Origin of the sequence: Streptomyces morookaense, assembly GCF_013030945.1 — a bacterium.
Lineage (GTDB): Bacteria > Actinomycetota > Actinomycetes > Streptomycetales > Streptomycetaceae > Streptomyces > Streptomyces morookaensis.
In genome coordinates, this window is the sequence record NZ_JABBXF010000006.1 from 127898 (window position 1) to 149327 (window position 21430).

19 protein-coding genes, 2 tRNA genes and 1 pseudogene are annotated in these 21430 nt (G+C 69.9%); 13 read left to right on the forward strand and 9 right to left on the reverse strand.

Annotation, left to right across the window (positions count from 1 at the left end; genetic code table 11):
* Positions 1 to 83: 83 nt before the first annotated feature.
* The 6 genes and pseudogenes from rsmG to rpmH form a co-directional block, all read right to left on the reverse strand.
* The gene (gene rsmG, locus HG542_RS03805) at positions 84 to 800 is read right to left on the reverse strand and encodes a 16S rRNA (guanine(527)-N(7))-methyltransferase RsmG (RefSeq protein ID WP_171078573.1); all 717 of its coding nucleotides are present in this window, start codon (positions 798 to 800) and stop codon (positions 84 to 86) included.
* A 134-nt stretch (positions 801 to 934) separates the two neighbouring features.
* Positions 935 to 1456 (reverse strand): Jag family protein, encoded by a 522-nt coding sequence (locus tag HG542_RS03810; protein WP_171078574.1) that lies wholly within the window; start codon positions 1454 to 1456, stop codon positions 935 to 937.
* A 14-nt stretch (positions 1457 to 1470) separates the two neighbouring features.
* Complete coding sequence (yidC, locus tag HG542_RS03815) at positions 1471 to 2550, reverse strand: membrane protein insertase YidC (protein WP_171078575.1); 1080 nt, start codon at positions 2548 to 2550, stop codon at positions 1471 to 1473.
* A 3-nt stretch (positions 2551 to 2553) separates the two neighbouring features.
* Entirely contained in the window at positions 2554 to 2871 is a 318-nt protein-coding gene (gene yidD, locus HG542_RS03820; protein ID WP_171078576.1) for a membrane protein insertion efficiency factor YidD, read from the reverse strand.
* A 59-nt stretch (positions 2872 to 2930) separates the two neighbouring features.
* Positions 2931 to 3299, reverse strand: a pseudogene (gene rnpA / locus HG542_RS03825) (ribonuclease P protein component); the annotation flags it as partial.
* A 26-nt stretch (positions 3300 to 3325) separates the two neighbouring features.
* Positions 3326 to 3463 (reverse strand): 50S ribosomal protein L34, encoded by a 138-nt coding sequence (gene rpmH, locus HG542_RS03830; protein WP_003949374.1) that lies wholly within the window; start codon positions 3461 to 3463, stop codon positions 3326 to 3328.
* A 433-nt stretch (positions 3464 to 3896) separates the two neighbouring features.
* On the opposite strand from rpmH, the gene dnaA reads away from it, so the two are divergent.
* From dnaA to HG542_RS34480, 10 genes are all read left to right on the forward strand, one after another.
* On the forward strand, positions 3897 to 5714 hold the full coding sequence (gene dnaA / locus HG542_RS03835) for a chromosomal replication initiator protein DnaA (protein ID WP_171078578.1): 1818 nt from the start codon (positions 3897 to 3899) through the stop codon (positions 5712 to 5714).
* An 824-nt stretch (positions 5715 to 6538) separates the two neighbouring features.
* Entirely contained in the window at positions 6539 to 7669 is a 1131-nt protein-coding gene (gene dnaN, locus HG542_RS03840) for a DNA polymerase III subunit beta (protein ID WP_171078579.1), read from the forward strand.
* A 134-nt stretch (positions 7670 to 7803) separates the two neighbouring features.
* A complete protein-coding gene (gene gnd, locus HG542_RS03845; protein ID WP_171078580.1) occupies positions 7804 to 8682 on the forward strand; it encodes a phosphogluconate dehydrogenase (NAD(+)-dependent, decarboxylating) in 879 nt (292 codons plus the stop codon).
* Between the two features lie 34 nt (positions 8683 to 8716).
* Positions 8717 to 9841 (forward strand): DNA replication/repair protein RecF, encoded by a 1125-nt coding sequence (gene recF / locus HG542_RS03850; RefSeq protein WP_171078581.1) that lies wholly within the window; start codon positions 8717 to 8719, stop codon positions 9839 to 9841.
* Positions 9838 to 10365, forward strand: a complete 528-nt coding sequence (locus HG542_RS03855) for a DciA family protein (RefSeq protein WP_171078582.1) — start codon at positions 9838 to 9840, stop codon at positions 10363 to 10365. The genes recF and HG542_RS03855 overlap by 4 nt, the downstream gene beginning before the upstream one ends.
* A 319-nt stretch (positions 10366 to 10684) precedes the next feature.
* A complete protein-coding gene (gyrB, locus tag HG542_RS03860; protein ID WP_171078583.1) occupies positions 10685 to 12730 on the forward strand; it encodes a DNA topoisomerase (ATP-hydrolyzing) subunit B in 2046 nt (681 codons plus the stop codon).
* A gap of 44 nt (positions 12731 to 12774) precedes the next feature.
* Positions 12775 to 15405 (forward strand): DNA gyrase subunit A, encoded by a 2631-nt coding sequence (gene gyrA, locus HG542_RS03865; protein ID WP_171078584.1) that lies wholly within the window; start codon positions 12775 to 12777, stop codon positions 15403 to 15405.
* A 192-nt stretch (positions 15406 to 15597) separates the two neighbouring features.
* A complete protein-coding gene (locus HG542_RS35910) occupies positions 15598 to 16227 on the forward strand; it encodes a DUF3566 domain-containing protein (protein WP_171078585.1) in 630 nt (209 codons plus the stop codon).
* Positions 16228 to 16302: 75 nt separating this feature from the next.
* Positions 16303 to 16376 (forward strand) — tRNA-Ile (locus HG542_RS03875).
* A 170-nt stretch (positions 16377 to 16546) separates the two neighbouring features.
* The gene (locus HG542_RS34480; protein WP_003958712.1) at positions 16547 to 16681 is read left to right on the forward strand and encodes a DLW-39 family protein; all 135 of its coding nucleotides are present in this window, start codon (positions 16547 to 16549) and stop codon (positions 16679 to 16681) included.
* Positions 16682 to 16772: 91 nt separating this feature from the next.
* On the opposite strand, the gene HG542_RS03885 is transcribed toward HG542_RS34480, so the two are convergent.
* Positions 16773 to 17885 carry a serine/threonine-protein kinase gene (locus tag HG542_RS03885; RefSeq protein ID WP_171078586.1) on the reverse strand — a complete coding sequence of 371 codons (1113 nt, stop codon included), beginning with the start codon at positions 17883 to 17885 and terminating at the stop codon, positions 16773 to 16775.
* 14 nt (positions 17886 to 17899) lie between these two features.
* Positions 17900 to 18445: a helix-turn-helix domain-containing protein gene (locus HG542_RS03890; protein ID WP_171078587.1), complete on the reverse strand. Its 546-nt coding sequence runs from the start codon at positions 18443 to 18445 to the stop codon at positions 17900 to 17902.
* Positions 18446 to 18563: 118 nt separating this feature from the next.
* Between HG542_RS03890 and HG542_RS03895 the strand changes: the two genes are divergently transcribed.
* Positions 18564 to 18636, forward strand: a tRNA-Ala gene (locus HG542_RS03895).
* A gap of 327 nt (positions 18637 to 18963) precedes the next feature.
* Here HG542_RS03895 and HG542_RS03900 read toward each other — a convergent pair.
* Entirely contained in the window at positions 18964 to 19683 is a 720-nt protein-coding gene (locus tag HG542_RS03900; RefSeq protein ID WP_171078588.1) for a DUF5324 family protein, read from the reverse strand.
* 228 nt (positions 19684 to 19911) lie between these two features.
* Between HG542_RS03900 and HG542_RS03905 the strand changes: the two genes are divergently transcribed.
* Together HG542_RS03905 and HG542_RS03910 are read left to right on the forward strand one after the other, a co-directional pair.
* Entirely contained in the window at positions 19912 to 20439 is a 528-nt protein-coding gene (locus HG542_RS03905) for a peptidylprolyl isomerase (protein ID WP_171078589.1), read from the forward strand.
* Positions 20440 to 20528: 89 nt separating this feature from the next.
* Entirely contained in the window at positions 20529 to 21392 is an 864-nt protein-coding gene (locus HG542_RS03910; protein WP_171078590.1) for a rhomboid family intramembrane serine protease, read from the forward strand.
* Positions 21393 to 21430: the final 38 nt, after the last annotated feature.

Here is a 21430-nt window from a genome sequence, read left to right on the forward strand (position 1 = left end):
TGTCGCGACACTCCGGAATGCGTAGTGTTGGCAGCTTGTATGGAGCATTGCCGCCAGCAGAACGGCCCAGTGCCGCCTCCGTCTCAGCGGCGCCGGCGGACCCTGCCGGTCCGGGCAGCCTTTGCCCGCTTCGCCGCGAAGCGCACGCCGCCGGGGCTCTCCCCGCACTCCACCCGCACCACGGTGGACATCGGGTCCACGACGCCCTCGCCGACCTGGAACACCGAGGTGCGTACGACGCCGAGCTTGCTCAGCGCCGCCCGTGCGGCCGTGAGCTCCTCCTCGGCGGTGTCGCCCTTGAGGGCCAGCATCTCGCCGTACGGCCGCAGCAGCGGCACGCCCCAGCCGGCCAGCCGGTCCAGCGGTGCCACGGCCCGGGCCGTCACGACGTGCACCGGCGGGACCTTGCCCATCATCTCCTCGGCCCGGCCGCGCACCACCGTGACGTGGTCCAGCCCCAGCAGCTCGACGACCTCCTGGAGGAACGTCGTGCGCCGCAGCAGCGGCTCCAGCAGCGTGATCTGCAGGTCGGGACGGACCAGGGCCAGCGGGATGCCCGGCAGCCCGGCGCCCGAGCCCACGTCGCACACCGAGACGCCCTCGGGTACGGCCTCCGACAGCACCGCACAGTTCAGCAGGTGCCGCTCCCACAGCCGGGGAACCTCACGGGGGCCGATCAGCCCGCGCTGCACACCCGCATCCGCGAGCAGCTCCGCATAGCGGACGGCCTCCGGAAAGCGGTCACCGAATACCGCCCGCGCCACCGCGGGCGCCGGGGGGAGCTCCGCTGCCTCTTCCACGAGAACCGTCCTTCCGTACAACCTTGTTCTGGAACCCGGGCGGTCGAAGGCCCGGGGAGTTCTGAGTATCGGGGAAACCACGGCCCCGTCTGCGAGCAGACGGGGCCGTGGCTACCTGGAACCGGTACGTGACGTCAGGCCGGGAGGACGACCACGCGGCGCTGGGGCTCCTCGCCCTCGGACTCGCTGCGCAGCCCCGCGGCGGCCACCGCGTCGTGGACGACCTTGCGCTCGAACGGCGTCATCGGGTCGAGCCGGACGGCCTGCCCGGTGCTCTTCGCCTCGTCCGCCGCCTGCGCGCCGATCTTGGTCAGCTCCTGGCGCTTGCGCGCACGGAAACCGGCGATGTCGAGCATCAGACGGCTGCGGTCACCGGTTTCCCGGTTCACCGCGAGCCGGGTCAGCTCCTGGAGCGCCTCCAGCACCTCACCGTCACGGCCCACCAGCTTCTGCAGGTCACGGCTGGTGGAGTCGCTGATGATCGACACCGCGGCGCGGTCGGCCTCGACATCCATGTCGATGTCGCCGTCGAGGTCGGCGATGTCCAGCAGCCCCTCGAGGTAGTCGGCCGCGATCTCGCCCTCCTGCTCCAGGCGGGACAGGGTGTCGGTGCCCTCAGCGGCGGCCGCACTGGTCTGACGCTGTGTGTCCGTCACGGTGGACTCCTTCTTCACTTCTTGGACGGGTGCTTGGGCCGCTGCGGGCCGCCCTTGCGCTGCCCGGACTTGGCACTGCGGGAAGAGCCGCCCGCCGGCTTGGGCTTGCTGCTCTCGTCCTGCTTCTGCTGCTCGGCGGCCTGCTCACCGGCGGAGGGCTGGCCGCCCGTCTGCCGCTGGGACTTCGTCTGCCGCTTCGGCTGCTGACGGGACGCACGGGCGGCCTCGGCGGCCTTCTTGGCCTCGACCTGCGCCGGGTCCTCCTTGAGCTTGCCCTTGGCCCGCAGGCGCTCCTGGCGCTGCTCGAAGGCGAGGCTGCCCGGGGTGGGGTTGCGGCGGATGACGAACATCTGCTGCCCCATGGTCCACACGTTGGTGGTGAGCCAGTAGACCAGGACACCGACGGGGAAGTTGATGCCGAAGACGGCGAACATGATGGGGAAGACGTACATCAGCATCTTCTGCTGCTGCATGAACGGCGTCTTCACCGTGAGATCGACGTTCTTCGTCATCAGCTGGCGCTGCGTGTAGAACTGCGACAGCGACATCAGGACGATCATGATGACCGTGACGACCCGGACGTCCGTCAGGGTGGCGCCCAGCGACTCGACCTTGGACGCGGAGTCCATGAACTTCACGGACAGCGGGGCACCGAAGATGTGCGCCTGCCGTGCACTCTCCAGGAGCGGCTTGTCGATGACGCCGACGACCTTGCCCTGGGCGATGTGGTTCAGGACCTGGTAGAGCGAGATGAAGAAGGGCGACTGGGCCAGGATCGGGAGACAGCTCGAGAGAGGGTTGGTGCCCGTCTCCTTGTAGAGCTTCATCATCTCTTCGGACTGGCGCTGCTTGTCGCTCTTGTAACGCTCCTGGATCGCCTTCATCTTCGGCTGGAGCGCCTGCATGTTCCGCGTGGCCTTGATCTGCTTCACGAAGAGCGGGATCAGGCAGATGCGGATCAGCACCACCAGCGAGACGATGGACAGTCCCCACGCCGCGCCACTGTTCCTGTCGAAGACCAGGCTGTAGAACGAGTGGAACTGGACGATGATCCAGGAAACAGCGTAATAAAGGGGACCGAGGATCGTGTCCACGAATCAGGCTCCTTGGGCGTTGGGCTGAGTCTCGGGCTGTGCGACGGACCCCATGGTGGGGTGCCCGCCCAGTCGGCTCCTCAGCCGCTGGTGCCAGACCGGACGCTTCCGGGGAGGGACGTGGTCGACGCCACCGAGCGACCACGGGTTGCAGCGCAGGATGCGCCAGGCCGTCAGCACCGTGCCTTTGACCGCACCATGCCGGTCAATGGCCGTGTAGCCGTAGTGCGAGCACGACGGGTAGTACTTGCAGACCGGCCCCAGCAGGGGGCTGATGGTCCACTGGTAAATCTTGATCAACCACAGCAGCGGATACTTCACTGTGCGCTCCCTCCCGGGTGGATACCGGGGTTCCGGGGGTCTCCCTCCGGGGGATTGCTTCGCGGCGCCCCTCCCAGCAGCCGCTGCAGCGCGGTATCGAGATCGCGGGCCAGCTGGGCGTGGTCCGCCTCGCCCGCGCCGGGCAGGGCTCGCACCACCACCAGGCTACCGGCGGGCAGCTGATCCAGCCGGTCGCGCACGAGGTGGCGCAGCCGGCGCTTGACCAGGTTGCGGACGACGGCTCCGCCCACGGCCTTGCTCACGACGAAACCCGCACGCACCGGGGAGGCTGTGCTCCCAGGTGTGTGCGGGTCCGTGGTACCGCTGCGAAGGTGGACGACGAGGAGCGGGCGGCCGGCCCTGCGTCCTCGGCGCACCGCGGTCGCGAAGTCCTCGCGCCGCCTCAGCCGAGACTCGGAAGGCAGCACGTCATTGGACCTTGACGTCAGGCTGCTCAGGCCGACAGGCGGGCGCGACCCTTGCCACGGCGGGACGCGAGGATCGCGCGGCCGGCACGGGTACGCATGCGCAGGCGGAAGCCGTGGGTCTTCGCGCGACGGCGGTTGTTCGGCTGGAAGGTGCGCTTGCTCACTCGGGGACTCCAGAAATGTGTGATGGCGGGACATCGCCTGGCTGTCACCGTGCGCCCACGAGGAACTCGCAATACGCCCAAGTGCACCGCTTCATGACCTCACCCTTGGGCGTGGTCGTTGCCCATCGGAGGCAGGCGGCAGCAGCCATCGACAACTCGACCTGGTCACGGTACGCGCGGTTACGCCATCCGGTCAAACCGGCAGCGCACCAGGGGTACACCGTAGCCTCCCGCAGGCCAGGTCCGTGCCGGGCGCGCAGGGGGTGGTGCGGTACAGGGCATGGCACATTTGTGCACACCCTGTGGACAACGACTTGAACCGTGCACCGTGGCCTGACTACCGTGGCTGAACTCCGAATCCTTCCCGCCCGTCCCGAGAACCACACATTCGTGGGACTCCAGGGCGCCCCCGCTGACTGAGAGAGCGTGCCCTGTGGCTGACCTGCCCGCCGATCTTGCCGCAGTGTGGCCGCGCGTACTCGAACAGCTCCTGGGCGAGGGCCGTGGCCAAGGCGTCGAGAGCAAGGACGAGCACTGGATCCGGCGCTGCCAGCCCCTGGCCCTGGTCGCCGACACCGCGCTGCTCGCCGTGCCCAACGAGTTCGCCAAGGGCGTCCTGGAGGGCCGGCTGGCCCCGATCGTCGGCGAGACCCTCAGCCGCGAGTGCGGCCGCCCGATCCGGATCGCGATCACGGTCGACGACTCCGCGGGCGCACCCCCCGAGCCCCGTCCGCAGGAGCACCGCCCCCAGGAGAGCCGGCCGCCGTACGACGGCCGCGAGGCGTACGAGCCCTACGACGGCCAGGGCGGCGGCTACGGCGTCCGCCAGGCGCCGCCGGACGACCTGCCGTCCGTCCGGCCCGCCTACCCCGACTATCAGCAGCCCCGGCCCGAGCCCGGTGCCTGGCCGCGGCACGGCGGCCCCTCCGGCCCGGCCGTGCCCGAGCGGGGCGGCGACTACGGCTGGCAGCAGCCGCGCCTGGGCGGTTTCGCCGAGGGCGAGCGCGACCCGTACGCCTCGCAGCACGGCGACGCCCCGTATCCGCAGCAGTACGAACCGCAGCAGGACTACCGCTCCGCCGCGCCCGAGCGCCCGGCGTACGAGCCGCAGCGCCGCGAGCTGCCCGACAGCCTTCCCCGGTCCGCACCGGGCGGCGGGGACCGGGGCGAGCGGGGGTCCTCCGGCGGGACACAGCCCGCGGCGGGCTCCGGTGAGCCGACGGCCCGGCTGAACCCCAAGTATCTCTTCGACACCTTTGTCATCGGCGCGTCCAACCGCTTCGCCCACGCGGCGGCGGTCGCCGTGGCCGAGGCGCCGGCCAAGGCCTACAACCCCCTGTTCATCTACGGGGAGTCGGGCCTCGGCAAGACCCATCTGCTGCACGCCATCGGGCACTACGCGCGCAACCTCTACCCGGGCACGCGGGTGCGCTACGTGAGCTCCGAGGAGTTCACCAACGAGTTCATCAACTCCATCCGCGACGGCAAGGCGGACGCGTTCCGCAAGCGCTACCGCGACATGGACATCCTGCTGGTCGACGACATCCAGTTCCTGGCGAGCAAGGAGTCGACGCAGGAGGAGTTCTTCCACACCTTCAACACCCTGCACAACGCGAACAAGCAGATCGTGCTGTCCTCGGACCGGCCGCCCAAGCAGCTGGTGACCCTGGAGGACCGGCTGCGCAACCGCTTCGAGTGGGGCCTGATCACGGACGTGCAGCCGCCCGAGCTGGAGACGCGGATCGCGATCCTGCGGAAGAAGGCCGTGCAGGAGCAGCTCAACGCCCCGCCGGAGGTCCTGGAGTTCATCGCCTCCCGCATCTCGCGCAACATCCGCGAGCTGGAGGGCGCGCTGATCCGGGTCACCGCCTTCGCCAGCCTCAACCGGCAGCCGGTGGACCTCGGGCTGACCGAGATCGTCCTCAAGGACCTGATCCCCGGCGGCGAGGACGCCTCGCCCGAGATCACCGCGCCGGCCATCATGGCGGCGACGGCCGACTACTTCGGGCACACCGTCGAGGACCTGTGCGGAGCCTCGCGCAGCCGGGTGCTGGTGACGGCCCGGCAGATCGCGATGTACCTGTGCCGTGAGCTGACGGACCTTTCGCTGCCGAAGATCGGTGCACAGTTCGGCGGCCGCGACCACACGACCGTGATGCACGCGGACCGCAAGATCCGTGCGCTGATGGCCGAGCGGCGCTCCATCTACAACCAGGTGACGGAGCTGACGAACCGCATCAAGAACGGCTGACACACCGCACGAGAACGCTCTTCAGGGCGCCCCGGGACACGTCCCGGGGCGCCCTTCGGCGTTCCGGCGGCGGTCCCGCACCACGAGCGGTGTTCGAATACAGGCCCCGGACCAGCGGTTCTCCACAGTTTCGGGCCCGAACGGCCGTCCACACCCTGGGGACCCGGAAGTTATCCCGAACCTGTCCACAGACCGGGCTGTTGATATGCCATCAGGCGAGGTCACGGGGGTGTGGATTTGTGGCCGACGGGGTTCCACAGCCTGTGGACGGCGGGGCGGCCCACAACCCCGCTCCGCGTTGTCCACCGGCCGCCCACAGGAGAACCGGTCTTATACACAGCCTTTCCACACCGCTGTCCACTGTTCGGCAACGAAACGCCCGAGCTCACCGCACCGAGTGAAAGGCGTCACACCAAGATGCCGGGTTGGGCTGTGGGGAACGTGGGTAAACCTGGGGACACGGCTGGGGAGAAGTGGCCCCCGCCTGTGCACCGGGTGTGCAGAACTTTCCGCAGTCCACAGCGGACCCGGTTTATCCACTGTGCGCGCCCACAGGCCCGGTGGACAAAAAATCTGCCCTGACCTGGGCAAAGGAAGTTTTCCACGGTTTCCACAGGGCCTACTACTACGACCACAGAGTTCAGCCGGGAAACTCGCTTCGAAGTGGGTCCTGTGCACAACTCGCCCTCCGGCCGCGCCACGCCTCCGACCTCGACTTGACCGCCGACCGCACCGACTGTCAGCAACGTGCGTCAGACTGGTCCCCGGCACTCAGCCGACGACGAAGCCAGCAGGGCAAGCCAGCAACACAGGAGGCGGTACCGGTGAAGATCCGGGTGGAGCGCGATGTACTCGCGGAGGCAGTGGCCTGGGCGGCCCGCAGCCTCCCGGCCCGTCCGCCGGTGCCGGTCCTCGCGGGCCTGCTGCTGAAGGCGGAGGAGGGCTCCCTGAGCCTCTCCGGCTTCGACTACGAGGTCTCGGCCCGTGTCTCGGTCGAGGCGGATGTGGAGGAGGACGGCACCGTCCTCGTCTCCGGCCGGCTCCTCGCCGACATCTGCCGGGCACTTCCCAACAGGCCTGTGGAGATCTCCACCGACGGCGTGCGCGTCACCGTGGTCTGCGGCTCCTCGCGATTCACACTCCACACCCTGCCTGTGGAGGAATACCCGGCGCTGCCGCAGATGCCGACGGCCACGGGCACCGTCCCGGCCGAGGTCTTCGCCTCCGCCGTCGCCCAGGTCGCCATCGCCGCCGGCCGTGACGACACGCTCCCGGTGCTCACCGGCGTCCGGATCGAGATCGAGGGCGACACCGTCACCCTGGCCTCCACCGACCGCTACCGCTTCGCGGTCCGCGAGTTCATGTGGAAGCCCGAGACCCCGGACATCTCCGCGGTCGCCCTGGTCCCCGCCAAGACCCTGCTGGACACCGCCAAGTCGCTCAGCGGCGGCGACACGGTGGCGCTGGCGCTGGCCGGCTCCGGAGCGGGCGAGGGCCTCATCGGCTTCGAGGGCGCCGGGCGCCGTACGACCACGCGCCTGCTCGAGGGCGACCTGCCCAAGTACCGCACGCTGTTCCCGACCGAGTTCAACTCCGTCGCCGTGATCGAGACCGCCCCGTTCGTCGAGGCCGTCAAGCGTGTGGCGCTCGTCGCCGAGCGGAACACCCCGGTGCGCCTGAGCTTCGAGCAGGGCGTGCTGATCCTGGAGGCCGGCTCCAGCGACGATGCACAGGCTGTGGAGAGGGTCGACGCCCAGCTCGACGGCGACGACATCTCGATCGCCTTCAACCCCGCCTTCCTGCTCGAAGGCCTCTCGGCCATCGACTCCCCGGTGGCCCAGCTGTCCTTCACCACCTCCACCAAGCCCGCGCTGCTCAGCGGCAAGCCGGCGCTCGACGCCGAGGCGGACGAGGCGTACAAGTACCTGATCATGCCGGTGCGCCTGTCCGGCTGAGGATGACGACCGAGGGGTGCGGGCTCCCCGCGGGGCCCGCCGTTTGAGCGCCCGTACCCCACAGGTGTGCACCCGCCCCCGGGCGTAGGCTCGTAGAGCAGGTACGCATCGCAATCAAGGCAAGAGGATCACCCATGGAGCTCGGTCTCGTCGGTCTCGGCAAGATGGGCGGCAACATGCGCGAGCGCATCCGCCGCGCAGGCCACACCGTCATCGGATACGACCGCAATCCGGACCTGGCGGACGTCCACAGCCTCAAGGAGCTTGTGGATTCCCTGCAGGGTCCGCGCGTCGTGTGGGTCATGGTCCCGGCCGGCGCCGCCACCCAGTCCACCATCGACGAGCTCGGCGAGCTGCTCTCCCCCGGCGACGTGGTCGTGGACGGCGGGAACTCCCGCTGGACGGACGACGAGAAGCACGCCGAGGAGCTCGCGGCCAAGGGCATCGGCTTCGTCGACTGCGGCGTCTCGGGCGGCGTCTGGGGCCTGGAGAACGGTTACGCCCTGATGTACGGCGGCGACGCCGAGAACGTGGCGAAGGTCCAGCCGGTCTTCGACGCGCTCAAGCCCGAGGGCGACTTCGGTTCGGTCCACGCGGGCAAGGTCGGCGCCGGCCACTTCGCCAAGATGGTCCACAACGGCATCGAGTACGCGATGATGCAGGCCTACGCCGAGGGCTGGGAGCTGCTGGAGAAGGTCGACTCCGTCACCGACGTGCGCGAGGTCTTCCGCTCCTGGCAGGAGGGCACTGTCATCCGCTCGTGGCTGCTCGACCTGGCCGTCAACGCCCTCGACGAGGACGAGCACCTGGACGGCCTGCGCGGCTTCGCCGCCGACTCCGGCGAGGGCCGCTGGACGGTCGAGGCCGCCATCGACAACGCCGTGCCGCTCCCCGCGATCACGGCCTCCCTCTTCGCGCGGTTCTCCTCGCGCCAGGAGGACTCGCCGCAGATGAAGATGATCGCCGCGCTGCGCAACCAGTTCGGCGGCCACGCGGTCGAGACCAAGAAGTAAGCAGTACAAGCCGGGGGAGGTCGGCTCGCCACCCATGCATGTTTCGCATCTGTCGCTGGCCGACTTCCGCTCGTACGCCCGGGCCGAGGTCCCGCTGGACCCGGGCGTCACGGCATTCGTCGGCCCCAACGGCCAGGGCAAGACCAATCTCGTCGAGGCCGTCGGCTACCTGGCGACCCTCGGCAGCCACCGGGTCTCCTCCGACGCGCCCCTGGTGCGGATGGGGGCGGACCGGGCGGTCGTCCGCGCCTCGGTCGTCCAGGGCGAGCGGCAGCAGCTGATCGAGCTGGAGCTCAACCCCGGCAGGGCCAACCGGGCCCGCATCAACCGTTCCTCGCAGGTCAAACCGCGCGACGTGCTCGGCATCCTGCGGACGGTCCTGTTCGCACCCGAGGACCTGGCGCTGGTCAAGGGCGACCCGGGCGAGCGCCGCCGCTTCCTGGACGAGCTGATCACGGCCCGGACCCCGCGCATGGCGGGCGTGCGCTCGGACTACGAGCGCGTGCTCAAGCAGCGCAACACCCTGCTGAAGTCGGCCGCGATGGCCCGTCGGCACGGCGGCCGGCAGATGGACATGTCGACCCTCGACATCTGGGACCAGCACCTGGCCCGCGCGGGCGCCGAACTGCTGGCGCAGCGGCTCGACCTGATCACCACGCTGCGCCCGCTGGCCGACAAGGCGTACGAGCAGCTGGCCCCGGGCGGCGGCCCGGTCTCCTTCGACTACCGCGGCCCGTCCGGCATCGAGGACGCGCAGACGCGCGAGGAACTGTACGAGGCGCTGCTGGCCGCGCTCGCGGAGACCCGCAAGCAGGAGATCGAGCGCGGTGTGACGCTGGTCGGCCCGCATCGCGACGACCTGCTGCTCCGGCTCGGCCGGCTGCCCGCCAAGGGCTATGCGAGCCACGGCGAGTCCTGGTCGTACGCGCTGGCGCTGCGCCTGGCCTCGTACGAGCTGCTGCGCTCCGAGGGCAACGAGCCGGTGCTGGTGCTGGACGACGTCTTCGCGGAGCTGGACGCCCGGCGCCGGGAGCGGCTGGCGGAGCTGGTCGCACCGGGGGAGCAGGTGCTGGTGACGGCCGCCGTGGACGACGACGTGCCGGACCTGCTGGTGGGTGCGCGGTACGCGGTCGCGGAAGGCAGGGTCGAGCGCGTATGAGCGAGCAGCCGGCCCCCAAGCCGCCGGAGCCGTCCGGTGTGGACCTGGCGCGGGTCGCCCTGCGCGCCGCGAAGGAGCAGGCGCGGGCGCGCGGCAACGCGGCGCAGCAGAAGAAGCAGGCGCGCCGCGGCGGCCTGCGCTCCGGGGCCCGCGCCGACGGCCGCGATCCGCTGCCGCTGGGCGCCGCGATCAACCGCCTGATCACCGAGCGCGGCTGGGAGACGCCCGCCGCGGTGGGCGGGGTGATGGGCCGCTGGCCGCAGATCGTGGGCCCGGAGGTGGCCCTGCACTGCGAGCCGCATAAGTACGACGAGGACGAGCGCGTGCTGACGGTGCAGTGCGACTCGACGGCGTGGGCGACGCAGCTGCGGCTGCTGGCCCCGCAGCTGGTGGCCCGGCTGAACGCGGATCTCGGCCAGGGCACCGTGAAAATGATCAAGGTGCTGGGCCCGGGCGGCCCCGCACGCCGGTACGGCTCGCTGCGGGCCCCCGGCAGCCGCGGCCCCGGCGACACCTACGGGTGATCCGGCGCGGCGGGTTGACCCGTGATGCGCATGGTGCGGTACGCGACTGCGCGCACCGTAGCGGGTGGTTGACATCCGGAAGCGCTGAGTGCCGCTGTGAGCGTCCTGGAGCCCCGGTCGCCGTATAGGGAGTCGGCTGATGCCGGTTCAGGGCGGCACATGAGGACTCAGGCACCGCCAAACCCCCATTCATGTCGGCGCTACCGGTAGACTGGTAACAATCCCGCCGCTTGCGGGACTCGTCGACCAACGCAGAACGACGCAGCCGCTCCTGCCTTGCCCCGGGCGGGGTCCCCCCGCCGCAGGCAGGGGAAGGCCTGTGCTGTGCCAGAAAGGGCGCTTCGTGGCCGATTCCGGCAACCCCAACGAGAACATCACCTCCTCCCCTTCCGTGGCCGCCGCATCCGGCGCGCCCGGCGGTGAGCCGTCGTACGACGCCAGCGCGATCACCGTTCTGGAAGGTCTGGACGCGGTCCGCAAGCGGCCCGGCATGTACATCGGCTCCACCGGTGAGCGTGGTCTGCATCACCTCGTGTACGAGGTCGTCGACAACTCCGTCGACGAGGCCCTGGCCGGGCATGCGGACACCATCGACGTGACGATCCTGCCGGACGGCGGTGTGCGCGTCGTCGACAACGGCCGTGGCATCCCGGTGGACATCGTGCCTTCCGAGGGGAAGCCGGCCGTCGAGGTCGTGCTGACCGTGCTGCACGCGGGCGGCAAGTTCGGCGGCGGCGGCTACGCCGTCTCCGGCGGTCTGCACGGCGTCGGCGTCTCCGTCGTCAACGCCCTGTCGACGCGCGTTGCGGTCGAGGTCAAGCGCGACGGCTTCCGCTGGACCCAGGACTACAAGCTCGGTGCCCCCACCGCTCCGCTGCAGAAGAACGAGGCGACGGACGAGACCGGCACCTCGGTCACCTTCTGGGCCGACGGCGACATCTTCGAGACCACCGAGTACTCCTTCGAGACGCTGTCGCGGCGTTTCCAGGAGATGGCGTTCCTCAACAAGGGCCTGACCATCTCGCTGACGGACGAGCGCCCGGACCATGTGGACGAGGAGGGCAAGCCCCTCAACGTCCGGTACCACTACGAGGGCGGCATCTCCGACTTCGTCACGTACCTCAACTCCCGCAAGGGCGAGCTGGTCCACCCCACGGTGATCTCGTTCGAGGCCGAGGACAAGGAGCGGATGCTCTCCCTCGAGGTCGCGATGCAGTGGAACACCCAGTACAGCGAGGGTGTGTACAGCTTTGCCAACACCATCCACACGCACGAGGGCGGTACTCACGAAGAGGGCTTCCGCGCGGCGCTGACGGGTCTGATCAACCGTTACGCCCGGGACAAGAAGCTGCTCCGCGAGAAGGACGACAACCTCACGGGCGACGACATCCGCGAGGGCCTGACGGCGATCATCTCCGTCAAGCTCGGCGAGCCGCAGTTCGAGGGCCAGACCAAGACCAAGCTGGGCAACACGGAGGCCAAGACCTTCGTGCAGAAGGTCGTCCACGAGCAGCTCACCGACTGGCTGGACCGCAACCCCAACGAGGCCGCGGACATCATCCGCAAGTCCATCCAGGCGGCCACCGCCCGCGTGGCGGCCCGCAAGGCGCGCGATCTGACCCGCCGCAAGGGCCTGTTGGAGACGGCGTCGCTGCCGGGCAAGCTCTCGGACTGCCAGTCGAACGACCCGACCAAGTGCGAGATCTTCATCGTCGAGGGCGACTCCGCCGGCGGCTCGGCCAAGTCCGGCCGGAACCCCGAGTACCAGGCGATCCTCCCGATCCGCGGCAAGATCCTCAACGTCGAGAAGGCGCGGATCGACAAGATCCTGCAGAACACCGAGATCCAGGCGCTGATCTCCGCGTTCGGCACCGGTGTGCACGAGGACTTCGACATCTCGAAGCTCCGCTATCACAAGATCATTCTGATGGCGGACGCCGATGTCGACGGCCAGCACATCAACACCCTGCTGCTGACCTTCCTGTTCCGTTTCATGCGGCCGCTGGTCGAGGCCGGGCATGTCTACCTCTCCCGTCCGCCGCTCTACAAGATCAAGTGGGGCAAGGACGACTTCGAGTACGCCTACTCCGACCGCGAGCGCGACGCGCTGATCCAGCTCGGCCGGGAGAACGGCAAGCGGATCAAGGACGACTCGGTCCAGCGCTTCAAGGGTCTCGGCGAGATGAACGCCGAGGAGCTGCGCGTCACCACCATGGACGTCGACCACCGCGTCCTCGGCCAGGTCACGCTGGACGACGCCGCCCAGGCGGACGACCTGTTCTCGGTGCTCATGGGCGAGGACGTCGAGGCACGGCGCTCGTTCATCCAGCGCAACGCCAAGGACGTCCGTTTCCTCGACATCTGAGTCGGCCGGACAACAGCAGCCGCTCGAAAGGACTTTGAACAGCAATGGCCGACGAGACCACCCCTGAGGCCCCTGTCACGCCCGACGGCACCACGCCGGAGGGCCAGCCCGCCACCATCGAGGGCGTGGGCATGCGCGTCGAGCCCGTCGGGCTCGAGACCGAGATGCAGCGCTCGTACCTCGACTACGCGATGAGCGTCATCGTCTCGCGTGCGCTCCCCGACGTGCGGGACGGCCTCAAGCCGGTGCACCGCCGCGTGCTCTACGCGATGTACGACGGCGGTTACCGGCCCGAGAAGGGCTTCTACAAGTGCGCCCGCGTCGTCGGTGACGTCATGGGTACGTACCACCCGCACGGCGACGCCTCCATCTACGACGCGCTCGTCCGCCTGGCCCAGCCCTGGGCGATGCGGATGCCGCTGGTCGACTCCAACGGCAACTTCGGTTCCCCGGGCAACGACCCGGCCGCCGCCATGCGGTACACCGAGTGCAAGATGGCGCCGCTGTCGATGGAGATGGTCCGGGACATCGACGAGGAGACCGTCGACTTCCAGGACAACTACGACGGCCGCAACCAGGAGCCGACGGTCCTTCCGTCGCGTATCCCCAACCTGTTGGTGAACGGTTCCGCCGGCATCGCGGTCGGCATGGCCACCAACATCCCCCCGCACAACCTGCGCGAGGTGGCCGAGGGCGCCCAGTGGTTCCTGGCCAACCCGGAGGCCACCCCCGAGGAGCTGCTCGACGCGCTCGTCGAGCGCATCAAGGGCCCCGACTTCCCGACCGGCGCCCTCGTGGTGGGCCGCAAGGGCATCGAGGAGGCCTACCGCACCGGCCGCGGCTCGATCACCATGCGTGCCGTGGTCGAGGTCGAGGAGATCCAGAACCGCCAGTGCCTGGTGGTCACCGAACTCCCCTACCAGGTCAACCCGGACAACCTCGCGCAGAAGATCGCCGACCTGGTGAAGGACGGCAAGATCGGCGGCATCGCCGACGTCCGCGACGAGACCTCCTCGCGCACCGGCCAGCGCCTGGTGATCGTCCTCAAGCGGGACGCGGTCGCCAAGGTCGTCCTCAACAACCTGTACAAGCACACCGATCTGCAGACCAACTTCGGCGCGAACATGCTGGCGCTGGTCGACGGCGTGCCGCGCACCCTGTCGCTGGACGCCTTCATCCGCAACTGGGTCACGCACCAGGTCGAGGTCATCGTCCGGCGCACCCGCTTCCGGCTGCGCAAGGCCGAGGAGCGCGCCCACATCCTGCGCGGCCTGCTCAAGGCGCTCGACGCGATCGACGAGGTCATCGCACTCATCCGGCGCAGCGACACGGTCGACGTCGCCCGCGAGGGCCTGATGGGCCTGCTGCAGATCGACGAGATCCAGGCCAACGCGATCCTGGAGATGCAGCTCCGCCGGCTGGCCGCCCTGGAGCACCGGAAGATCACCGCGGAGCACGACGAACTCCAGGCGAAGATCAACGAGTACAACGCGATCCTCGCCTCGCCCGAGCGGCAGCGCGGGATCATCAGCGAGGAACTCACCGCGATCGTCGAGAAGTTCGGCGAGGACCGGCGCAGCCAGCTGGTGCCCTTCGAGGGCGACATGTCCATCGAGGACCTGATCGCCGAGGAGGACATCGTCGTCACGATCACCCGCGGCGGCTACGTCAAGCGCACCAAGACCGAGGACTACCGCTCGCAGAAGCGCGGCGGCAAGGGCGTGCGCGGCACGAAGCTGCGGGAAGACGACATCGTCGACCACTTCTTCGTCTCCACCACGCACCACTGGCTGCTGTTCTTCACCAACAAGGGCCGGGTCTACCGGGCCAAGGCCTACGAGCTCCCGGACGCCGGCCGCGACGCCCGCGGCCAGCACGTGGCCAACCTGCTGGCCTTCCAGCCGGACGAGAAGATCGCCCAGATCCTCGCCGTCCGCGACTACGAGGCCGCGCCCTACCTGGTGCTGGCCACCAAGTCCGGCCTGGTGAAGAAGACTCCGCTGAAGGACTACGACTCGCCCCGTTCCGGCGGCGTCATCGCCATCAACCTCCGCGAGACGGAGAGCGGTGCCGAGGACGAACTCATCGGCGCCGAGCTGGTGTCGGCCGAGGACGACCTGCTGCTGGTCAGCAAGAAGGCCCAGTCCATCCGGTTCACCGCGACGGATGAAGCGCTGCGCCCGATGGGCCGTGCCACGTCGGGTGTCAAGGGCATGAGCTTCCGCGAGGGTGACGAGCTGCTCTCGATGAACGTCGTGCGTCCGGGCACCTTCGTCTTCACGGCGACCGACGGCGGTTACGCGAAGCGGTCGAACGTCGACGAGTACCGCGTCCAGGGCCGCGGCGGTCTGGGCATCAAGGCCGCCAAGATCGTGGAGGACCGCGGTTCGCTGGTCGGCGCCCTGGTGGTCGAGGAGCGGGACGAGATCCTGGCGATCACCCTCGGGGGCGGCGTGATCCGGACCCGGGTCGACGAAGTCCGTGAGACGGGCCGTGACACCATGGGCGTCCAACTGATCAACCTGGGCAAGCGCGATGCCGTCGTCGGCATCGCCCGTAACGCCGAGGCCGGTCGCGAGGCGGACGGTGTCGAGGAGTTGACCGGCACGGCCGAGGGCGACGGGTCTGCGGCTGCCGAGGGCGTACAGCCCCCGGCCGAGGACACCGAGGAGTAAGTCGTGAGTCGAGCCACGGGCACCGCGACCGGCGGTGCCGGCGTCAAACGGAGCGGGTCCGCCCGCACCGTCACCGATACCGCAGGCGCCCGTGGCTCGGATTCCGACGGCGAGACCGGGGCAGTAATCCCCGGCGAGCGCTCCGGGTCGGACGGGAGCAGCGGAACCAGGTCCGCAGGCAGGGGGAGAACCGTGACGGAGACCCGAGGTCCGAAGCCCTATCACCCGCCGAAGGCGTACGAGCCTCCGGCGGACCGTTCCGGACCGGATTCCGCATCGGAGTCCGGTCCGAAGTCCGCTGCCGCGGAGAAGGGGGCCCGCGGCGGCAAGGGGGCCGCTGAGGCCCCGAAGACGGCCAAGGCCGCGAAGGCCGCCGGGACGGCCCAGGCGGCCCGGAAGAACAGCGGGCAGGAGCCGGCCGCCGCGGCGGTCCCTGCGCCCCGTACGGCCCCGCGGACGCGCAAGGCGCGGCTGCGGGTGGCCAAGGCCGACCCGTGGTCGGTGATGAAGGTCAGCTTCCTGCTGTCGCTCGCCCTGGGCGTCTGCACCATCGTGGCCGCCGCCGTGCTGTGGACGGTCCTGGACGCCATGGGCGTGTTCTCCGCGGTCGGCGGGACCATCAGCGATGCAACGTCGGGCGAGGGCGGCGGGTTCGACCTGGAGTCGTTCCTGTCGCTGCCGCACGTGCTGCTCTTCACGTCGGTCATCGCCGTCATCGATGTCGTCCTGGCGACCGCCCTGGCGACGCTGGGGGCCTTCGTCTACAACCTCTCCGCCGGTTTCACGGGTGGTGTGGAGCTGACCCTGGCGGAGGACGAATAGCGGCTTCAGGGGCCCGGCCAGGCACGATTTTGGTACCGGGCCCCAAGTGCGCTAATCTTTCGGTGCAGCCAGCGAGGGGCTATAGCTCAGACGGTTAGAGCGCTTCCCTGATAAGGAAGAGGCCACAGGTTCAAGTCCTGTTAGCCCCACCGGCACGATCGGCCCGGACGGAATTCTCCGTCCGGGCCGATCGCTTTTGGGGAGTTGGCGCCGGGGGCGAGGTGACGGAGGACCGGATCAGGTCACCGATCGGTATCGGCCGGTGTGTATCATCGGCGACCAGAGGTCCCCTTACGTCAAGGAAAGACGAGGTCGCGCGGTGAAGAAGCTGCTCCTGGTCGCACTGGCCGCCATCGGCGGGCTCCTCGTGTACCGGCAGATCCAGGCGGATCGCGCCGAGCAGGATCTGTGGACGGAGGCGACCGACTCCGTGCCCGCAGGTTCGGGTGTGTGAGCCGCAACACGTACTGAAGCAGGGCCCTGGCCGGTGAACGGCCGGGGCCCTGTCTTTTTGCTTCCGCAAATAAAATGATTGCGATAGTGAACTAGCTCGCCCGGAGCGCCCAGACGCCCACGGCCAGGCACAGCAGCGCCACGAGCAGCACGGGCACGGCCACCTTCGCGGGCGGCCCCGGGCGGGCCGGCGGCACCTCGTAGGGCCGCGTGGGCGGGTAGGCGGGCCGGGGCGGGGCGAGGACGAAGTCGGCCGGTTCCGCCGGGGGTTCCGCTTGTGCCTTCGCTTGTGCCCCCGCTTCCGGCCGTTCCGGACCGTCCGGGCCGAAGCCCGGCGGCAGCGGGCCGAGCTGGTCGAAGACCTCGATCCGCTCCCCGGCGTCCGGCGCGCCCTGTTCACCGGCCGGCTCCCCCAGCAGCTCGACGGCGGCCGCAAGGGCCTTGCGCGCCCCCACGGCCGTACGGAAACGCATGGCCGGATCGGGCTGCAGGAGATGCGCCACCACGTCCCACAGCGGCGCGGGGACCTCGTCCGGCGCGTTCGGCACACCGTGTTTCCCGAATCGCTCCACGAGCGCCTCGGCGTCGGGTTTGCGGCCCGTGAGCAGATAGAGCGCCACCAGTCCCACGGCGAAGAGATCGGCGGGGAAGTCCGGTTCCTCGCCCAGCAATTGCTCGGGCGCGAAGTAACCGGGCGTCCCCATCACCAGGTTGGTGTCCGTCAGCCGCGGCTCGCCCTTGCGCATGGCGACGCCGAAATCGGAGAGCCGTAAATGCGGGCGGCCCGTTCCGGTGGCCTCCAGGAGGAGATTGGCGGGCTTGATGTCCCGGTGCACGACATCCTCCGCGTGCACCGCGGCGAGCCCGGACAGCAGCTGGTCGAGCAGGATGCACACGAAGTGCGGCGGCAACGGGCCGTAGTCGCCGATGAGATGGGCCAGCGAGCCGCCGCTCACCACGTCCATGGTGAACAGCACCTTGTCGTCGTCCGCGGCCCAGCTCATGGGGGCCAGGACGTGGGGGTGGTCGATGCGCAGCGCCTGCTCGCGGACGAACCTCAGCAGCGTGTGGGCGTCGCTCTGCTGCAGCACCTTGGCGGCCACGTAGCGCCGCCGGCGCCGGTCCCAGGCGCGCCAGACCTCCCCCGCCCCGCCGCGCCCGATCGGGTCCACCAGCTCGTAGCGCCCGGCGAAGACCTCACCCATCGGTCGCGGCGCGGTCAGCTCTGGTGCGCCTCGTAATGGGCGACCGCCTCGGCTGTCCGGCCGGCGCCGTACACCCGCAGGAATTCGGCGAGTTCGGGGTGGGCGGGGGCGAGGGTGTCGGCGGCGGCGATGATGTCCCCCGCGCCCGCCACGGAGCGGAGCAGCGACTGGATCTCGCGGACCACGCGGCGCACGGTCGGCGCTCCGCTGCTGGCCGTCGTCTGCGTGGAGTTGAGCACCGAGCCCCCCGAGCTCCGCTTGACCTCCTCCATCCGCTCGGCGGCCTCGGCGGCGCTCACGCTGCCGTCGGCGACCTGGCTGGAGAGCTCCTGCAGCGCCTGCACCCGCTGCACCACCGCGGGGTTGCCGATCTTCGCGCGCTGACCGCTCATCAACTGCGAGAGCATGGGCGCCGAAAGGCCCAGAACGGAGGCGAGACGGGCCTGGTTGAGGCCGAGGTCGTCGATGAGACGGCGGAACAGGGCCCCCAGCGGCTCCCCGTACCAGCTCCGCTGCAGCTCTCGTGCGCGGGCGGTGGCTTCCTGCTGTGCTGCGTCCATCTCGCTCTCCCCTTCGCTTCGCTGCCGCGAATCTTGCGGTGCATCCTACGGAGAGTGGTGGGTCCCGGCGATACCCGGTCGGGAAACACCCCGGGCACCAGGTAGTCTGTTCCCGGACGGGGCCTTAGCTCAGTTGGTAGAGCGCTGTCTTTGCATGGCAGATGTCAGGGGTTCGACTCCCCTAGGCTCCACTTGTCAGACCCCTCTGACCTGCGGTAACGCGGTTGGAGGGGTCTTTTTGCACCCGCTTTCCGGCCCGTCGCCGGAGAAGCCGCCGGCACCCCGGGGGATGGGGGCGTCCCGTTCCGCGCGCAGCGCGATCCCCGCGTCCAGGAACTGGGTTCCCGACCAGGAGCCGGCTGCGTTGCCGAGGTTGAAGGCCGAGGTGCCACTTCCTCCTTGTCGGCGAAGTGGAAGTACATGGCTGGGCTTTCACCACGAGGCGCGCTTCGAGAGAGAGCCCCTCCGGCCGGCGGACAGGCAGGCGGAGGGGCTCTCTCTTGATTCCGGTAACCGCGTCAGGGCCGGTCGTTGTCCCCCTCGGGCGAGGCCTCCGTGTCCGCGCGGTCCTGCTTGGCCTGGACCTCCGGGTCGAGGACCGAGCGGTCCTGGCCGCTGCCGTCGACGGAGGAGAGCGGGGGGCGGTCGGCGACCTCGGTGGCCTCCGGGGGCTCGACGAGCCAGTCCGGGTTGGCCTGCTTGTCCCACCACTTCCAGGCGGCGACGGCGCCGCCCGCGAGCAGGCCCAGCAGGGCGAGGCGCTTGACCGCCCGGCCGGTGCGGCAGCGGCGGGACTTGCGCCGGACGAGCTTGTCGATCTCGTCGGCCGTCACCTGTCCGCGCAGGGCCGCGAGGGCGGCGGCGCTGCGGGAGACCGCCTCCTCCCGGACCGGCTCGGCGGCCGCGCGGGCCTGCGCGACCTTGGGGCCCGCGTAGTCGGCGGCCTGCCGGGCGGCCTTGCGGGTCTGCTTCGCGGCGCGCGTGGCGGCGGCGTCCACCTTCGGCGGGAGGGCGCCGCGGGCGTGCTCGAGGCGGGGATGGAGGTGCGTGTCGTACTGCGCGCGGGCCTGGTGCGCGGCCTCGGCGACCTTGGGCGCGAGCCGCGTCCGGGTCTCGTGCGCGTAGTGCACGGCCGCGTCCCGCGCCGTGCCTGCGTAGGGCGCCACCACTTCCGCGGCGTGGCGCACGCTGTCCTTGGCGGTGCTGGTCGCGGCGCGCACGCTGTCCTTGCGGGTCACGAGAACCTCCTCCTCGGTGGCGTATGGTTTGTCGCCTTTCCACCCGTTGGAAAATCATGCCTGGCGACGGGCGGTCCGGCACGTGCGAGCGGGCATCCGGGTCAAGCGGGGGAGCTTCGATCGACAATGCCATGGTTCGCCGCCGCGCGCGGGGGTTTGGTGGCTACTGCCGCGGACCGGTCCGTGCGAGGATCGGTAGCCGTCAGTGAACACTATGGAAGGTAGATCGTGGCTGAGCAGCTCTACGCCACCCTGAAGACCAACCAGGGCGACATCGAGATCCGGCTCCTCCCGGACCACGCCCCGAAGACGGTCAAGAACTTCGTCGAGCTCGCCAAGGGCGAGCGCGAGTGGGTCAACCCGGAGACGGGCGCCAAGACCACGGACAAGCTGTACGACGGCACGATCTTCCACCGTGTCATCAGCGGCTTCATGATCCAGGGCGGCGACCCGCTGGGCAACGGCACCGGCGGTCCCGGTTACAAGTTCGGGGACGAGTGCCACCCGGACCTCGCCTTCACCAAGCCCTACCTGCTGGCCATGGCCAACGCGGGCCCGGGCACCAACGGTTCGCAGTTCTTCATCACCGTGGCCCCGACCACGTGGCTGACCGGCAAGCACACCATCTTCGGCGAGGTCAGCAACGACGCCTCGAAGAAGGTCGTGGACGCCATCGCCGAGGCGCAGACGAACCCGCGCACCGACCGCCCGGTGCAGGACATCCGCATCGAGTCCGTGGTGATCGAGTCCCGCTGACCCACGGGAACCCGGAGCCCCGTCCGTCCGTATGACGGGCGGGGCCGTGTCGTCCGCGCTGCCCGCAAGGTGCCCGCCAAGGGGAGAGCATGAACGATCAGACCGTCTGCTGCTACCGGCATCCGGGCCGGGAGACGGGCATCCGCTGCACCCGGTGCGAGCGGCCGATCTGCCCCGAGTGCATGGTCGGCGCCTCGGTCGGCTTCCAGTGCCCGGAGTGCGTGAGCAGCGGGTCCGGCACCGGCCACGACCCGCGGGCGTCCGCGCCGCGCACCATAGCTGGGGCCGCCGTGCACACCTCGGACCCGCGCCTGGTGACCAAGATCCTGCTGGGGATCAATGTGGCCGTCTGGATCGCGGTCATGGCCACGGGCAGCCGGCTGGTGGACGCCCTGGAGCTGTTCGGCCGGGCGACGACCACGGGCTACGGACCGCTGGAGGGCGTCGCCGAGGGCGAGTGGTACCGGCTGCTCACGGCGGTGTTCCTGCACCAGACGCCGGTGCACATCGCCTTCAACATGTTCTCGCTCTGGTGGCTCGGCCCGCCGCTGGAGGCGGCGCTGGGCCGGCTGCGCTACACGGCGCTCTATCTGCTGTCCGGACTCGGCGGCAGCGCGCTGACCTATCTCCTCGCCGACCCGCGCCAGCCGTCGCTCGGCGCCTCCGGCGCCATCTTCGGCCTGCTGGGTGCCACGGCGGTGCTGCTGCGCCGGCTCAGGTACGACATGCGCCCGGTGATCGCGGTGCTCGTGCTCAACCTGATCTTCACGTTCACCTGGGCCAACATCGCCTGGCAGGCCCACGTCGGCGGTCTCGTGGTGGGCACGGCGGTGGCGTACGGGATGGTGCACGCGCCCCGCGGCAGGCGGGTGCTCGTCCAGCAGCTCACATGCGCCGTGGCGCTGGCCGCCATCGCGGCGGTGGTGGCCGTGCGGACGCTCCAGCTGACCTAGCCGGGGTGCCCTCGGCGGCCCGTCACCCACACCAGTGG

Bases quoted from the DNA above. Each gene is read 5' to 3' on its own strand.
- gnd (WP_171078580.1), top strand. From the start codon at position 7,804: ATGGAGCTCGGTCTCGTCGGTCTCGGCAAGATGGGCGGCAACATGCGC.
- recF (WP_171078581.1), top strand. From the start codon at position 8,717: ATGCATGTTTCGCATCTGTCGCTGGCCGACTTCCGCTCGTACGCCCGG.
- HG542_RS03855 (WP_171078582.1), top strand. From the start codon at position 9,838: ATGAGCGAGCAGCCGGCCCCCAAGCCGCCGGAGCCGTCCGGTGTGGAC.
- gyrA (WP_171078584.1), top strand. From the start codon at position 12,775: ATGGCCGACGAGACCACCCCTGAGGCCCCTGTCACGCCCGACGGCACC.
- HG542_RS03885 (WP_171078586.1), bottom strand. From the start codon at position 17,885: ATGGGTGAGGTCTTCGCCGGGCGCTACGAGCTGGTGGACCCGATCGGG.
- HG542_RS03890 (WP_171078587.1), bottom strand. From the start codon at position 18,445: ATGGACGCAGCACAGCAGGAAGCCACCGCCCGCGCACGAGAGCTGCAG.
- HG542_RS03910 (WP_171078590.1), top strand. From the start codon at position 20,529: ATGAACGATCAGACCGTCTGCTGCTACCGGCATCCGGGCCGGGAGACG.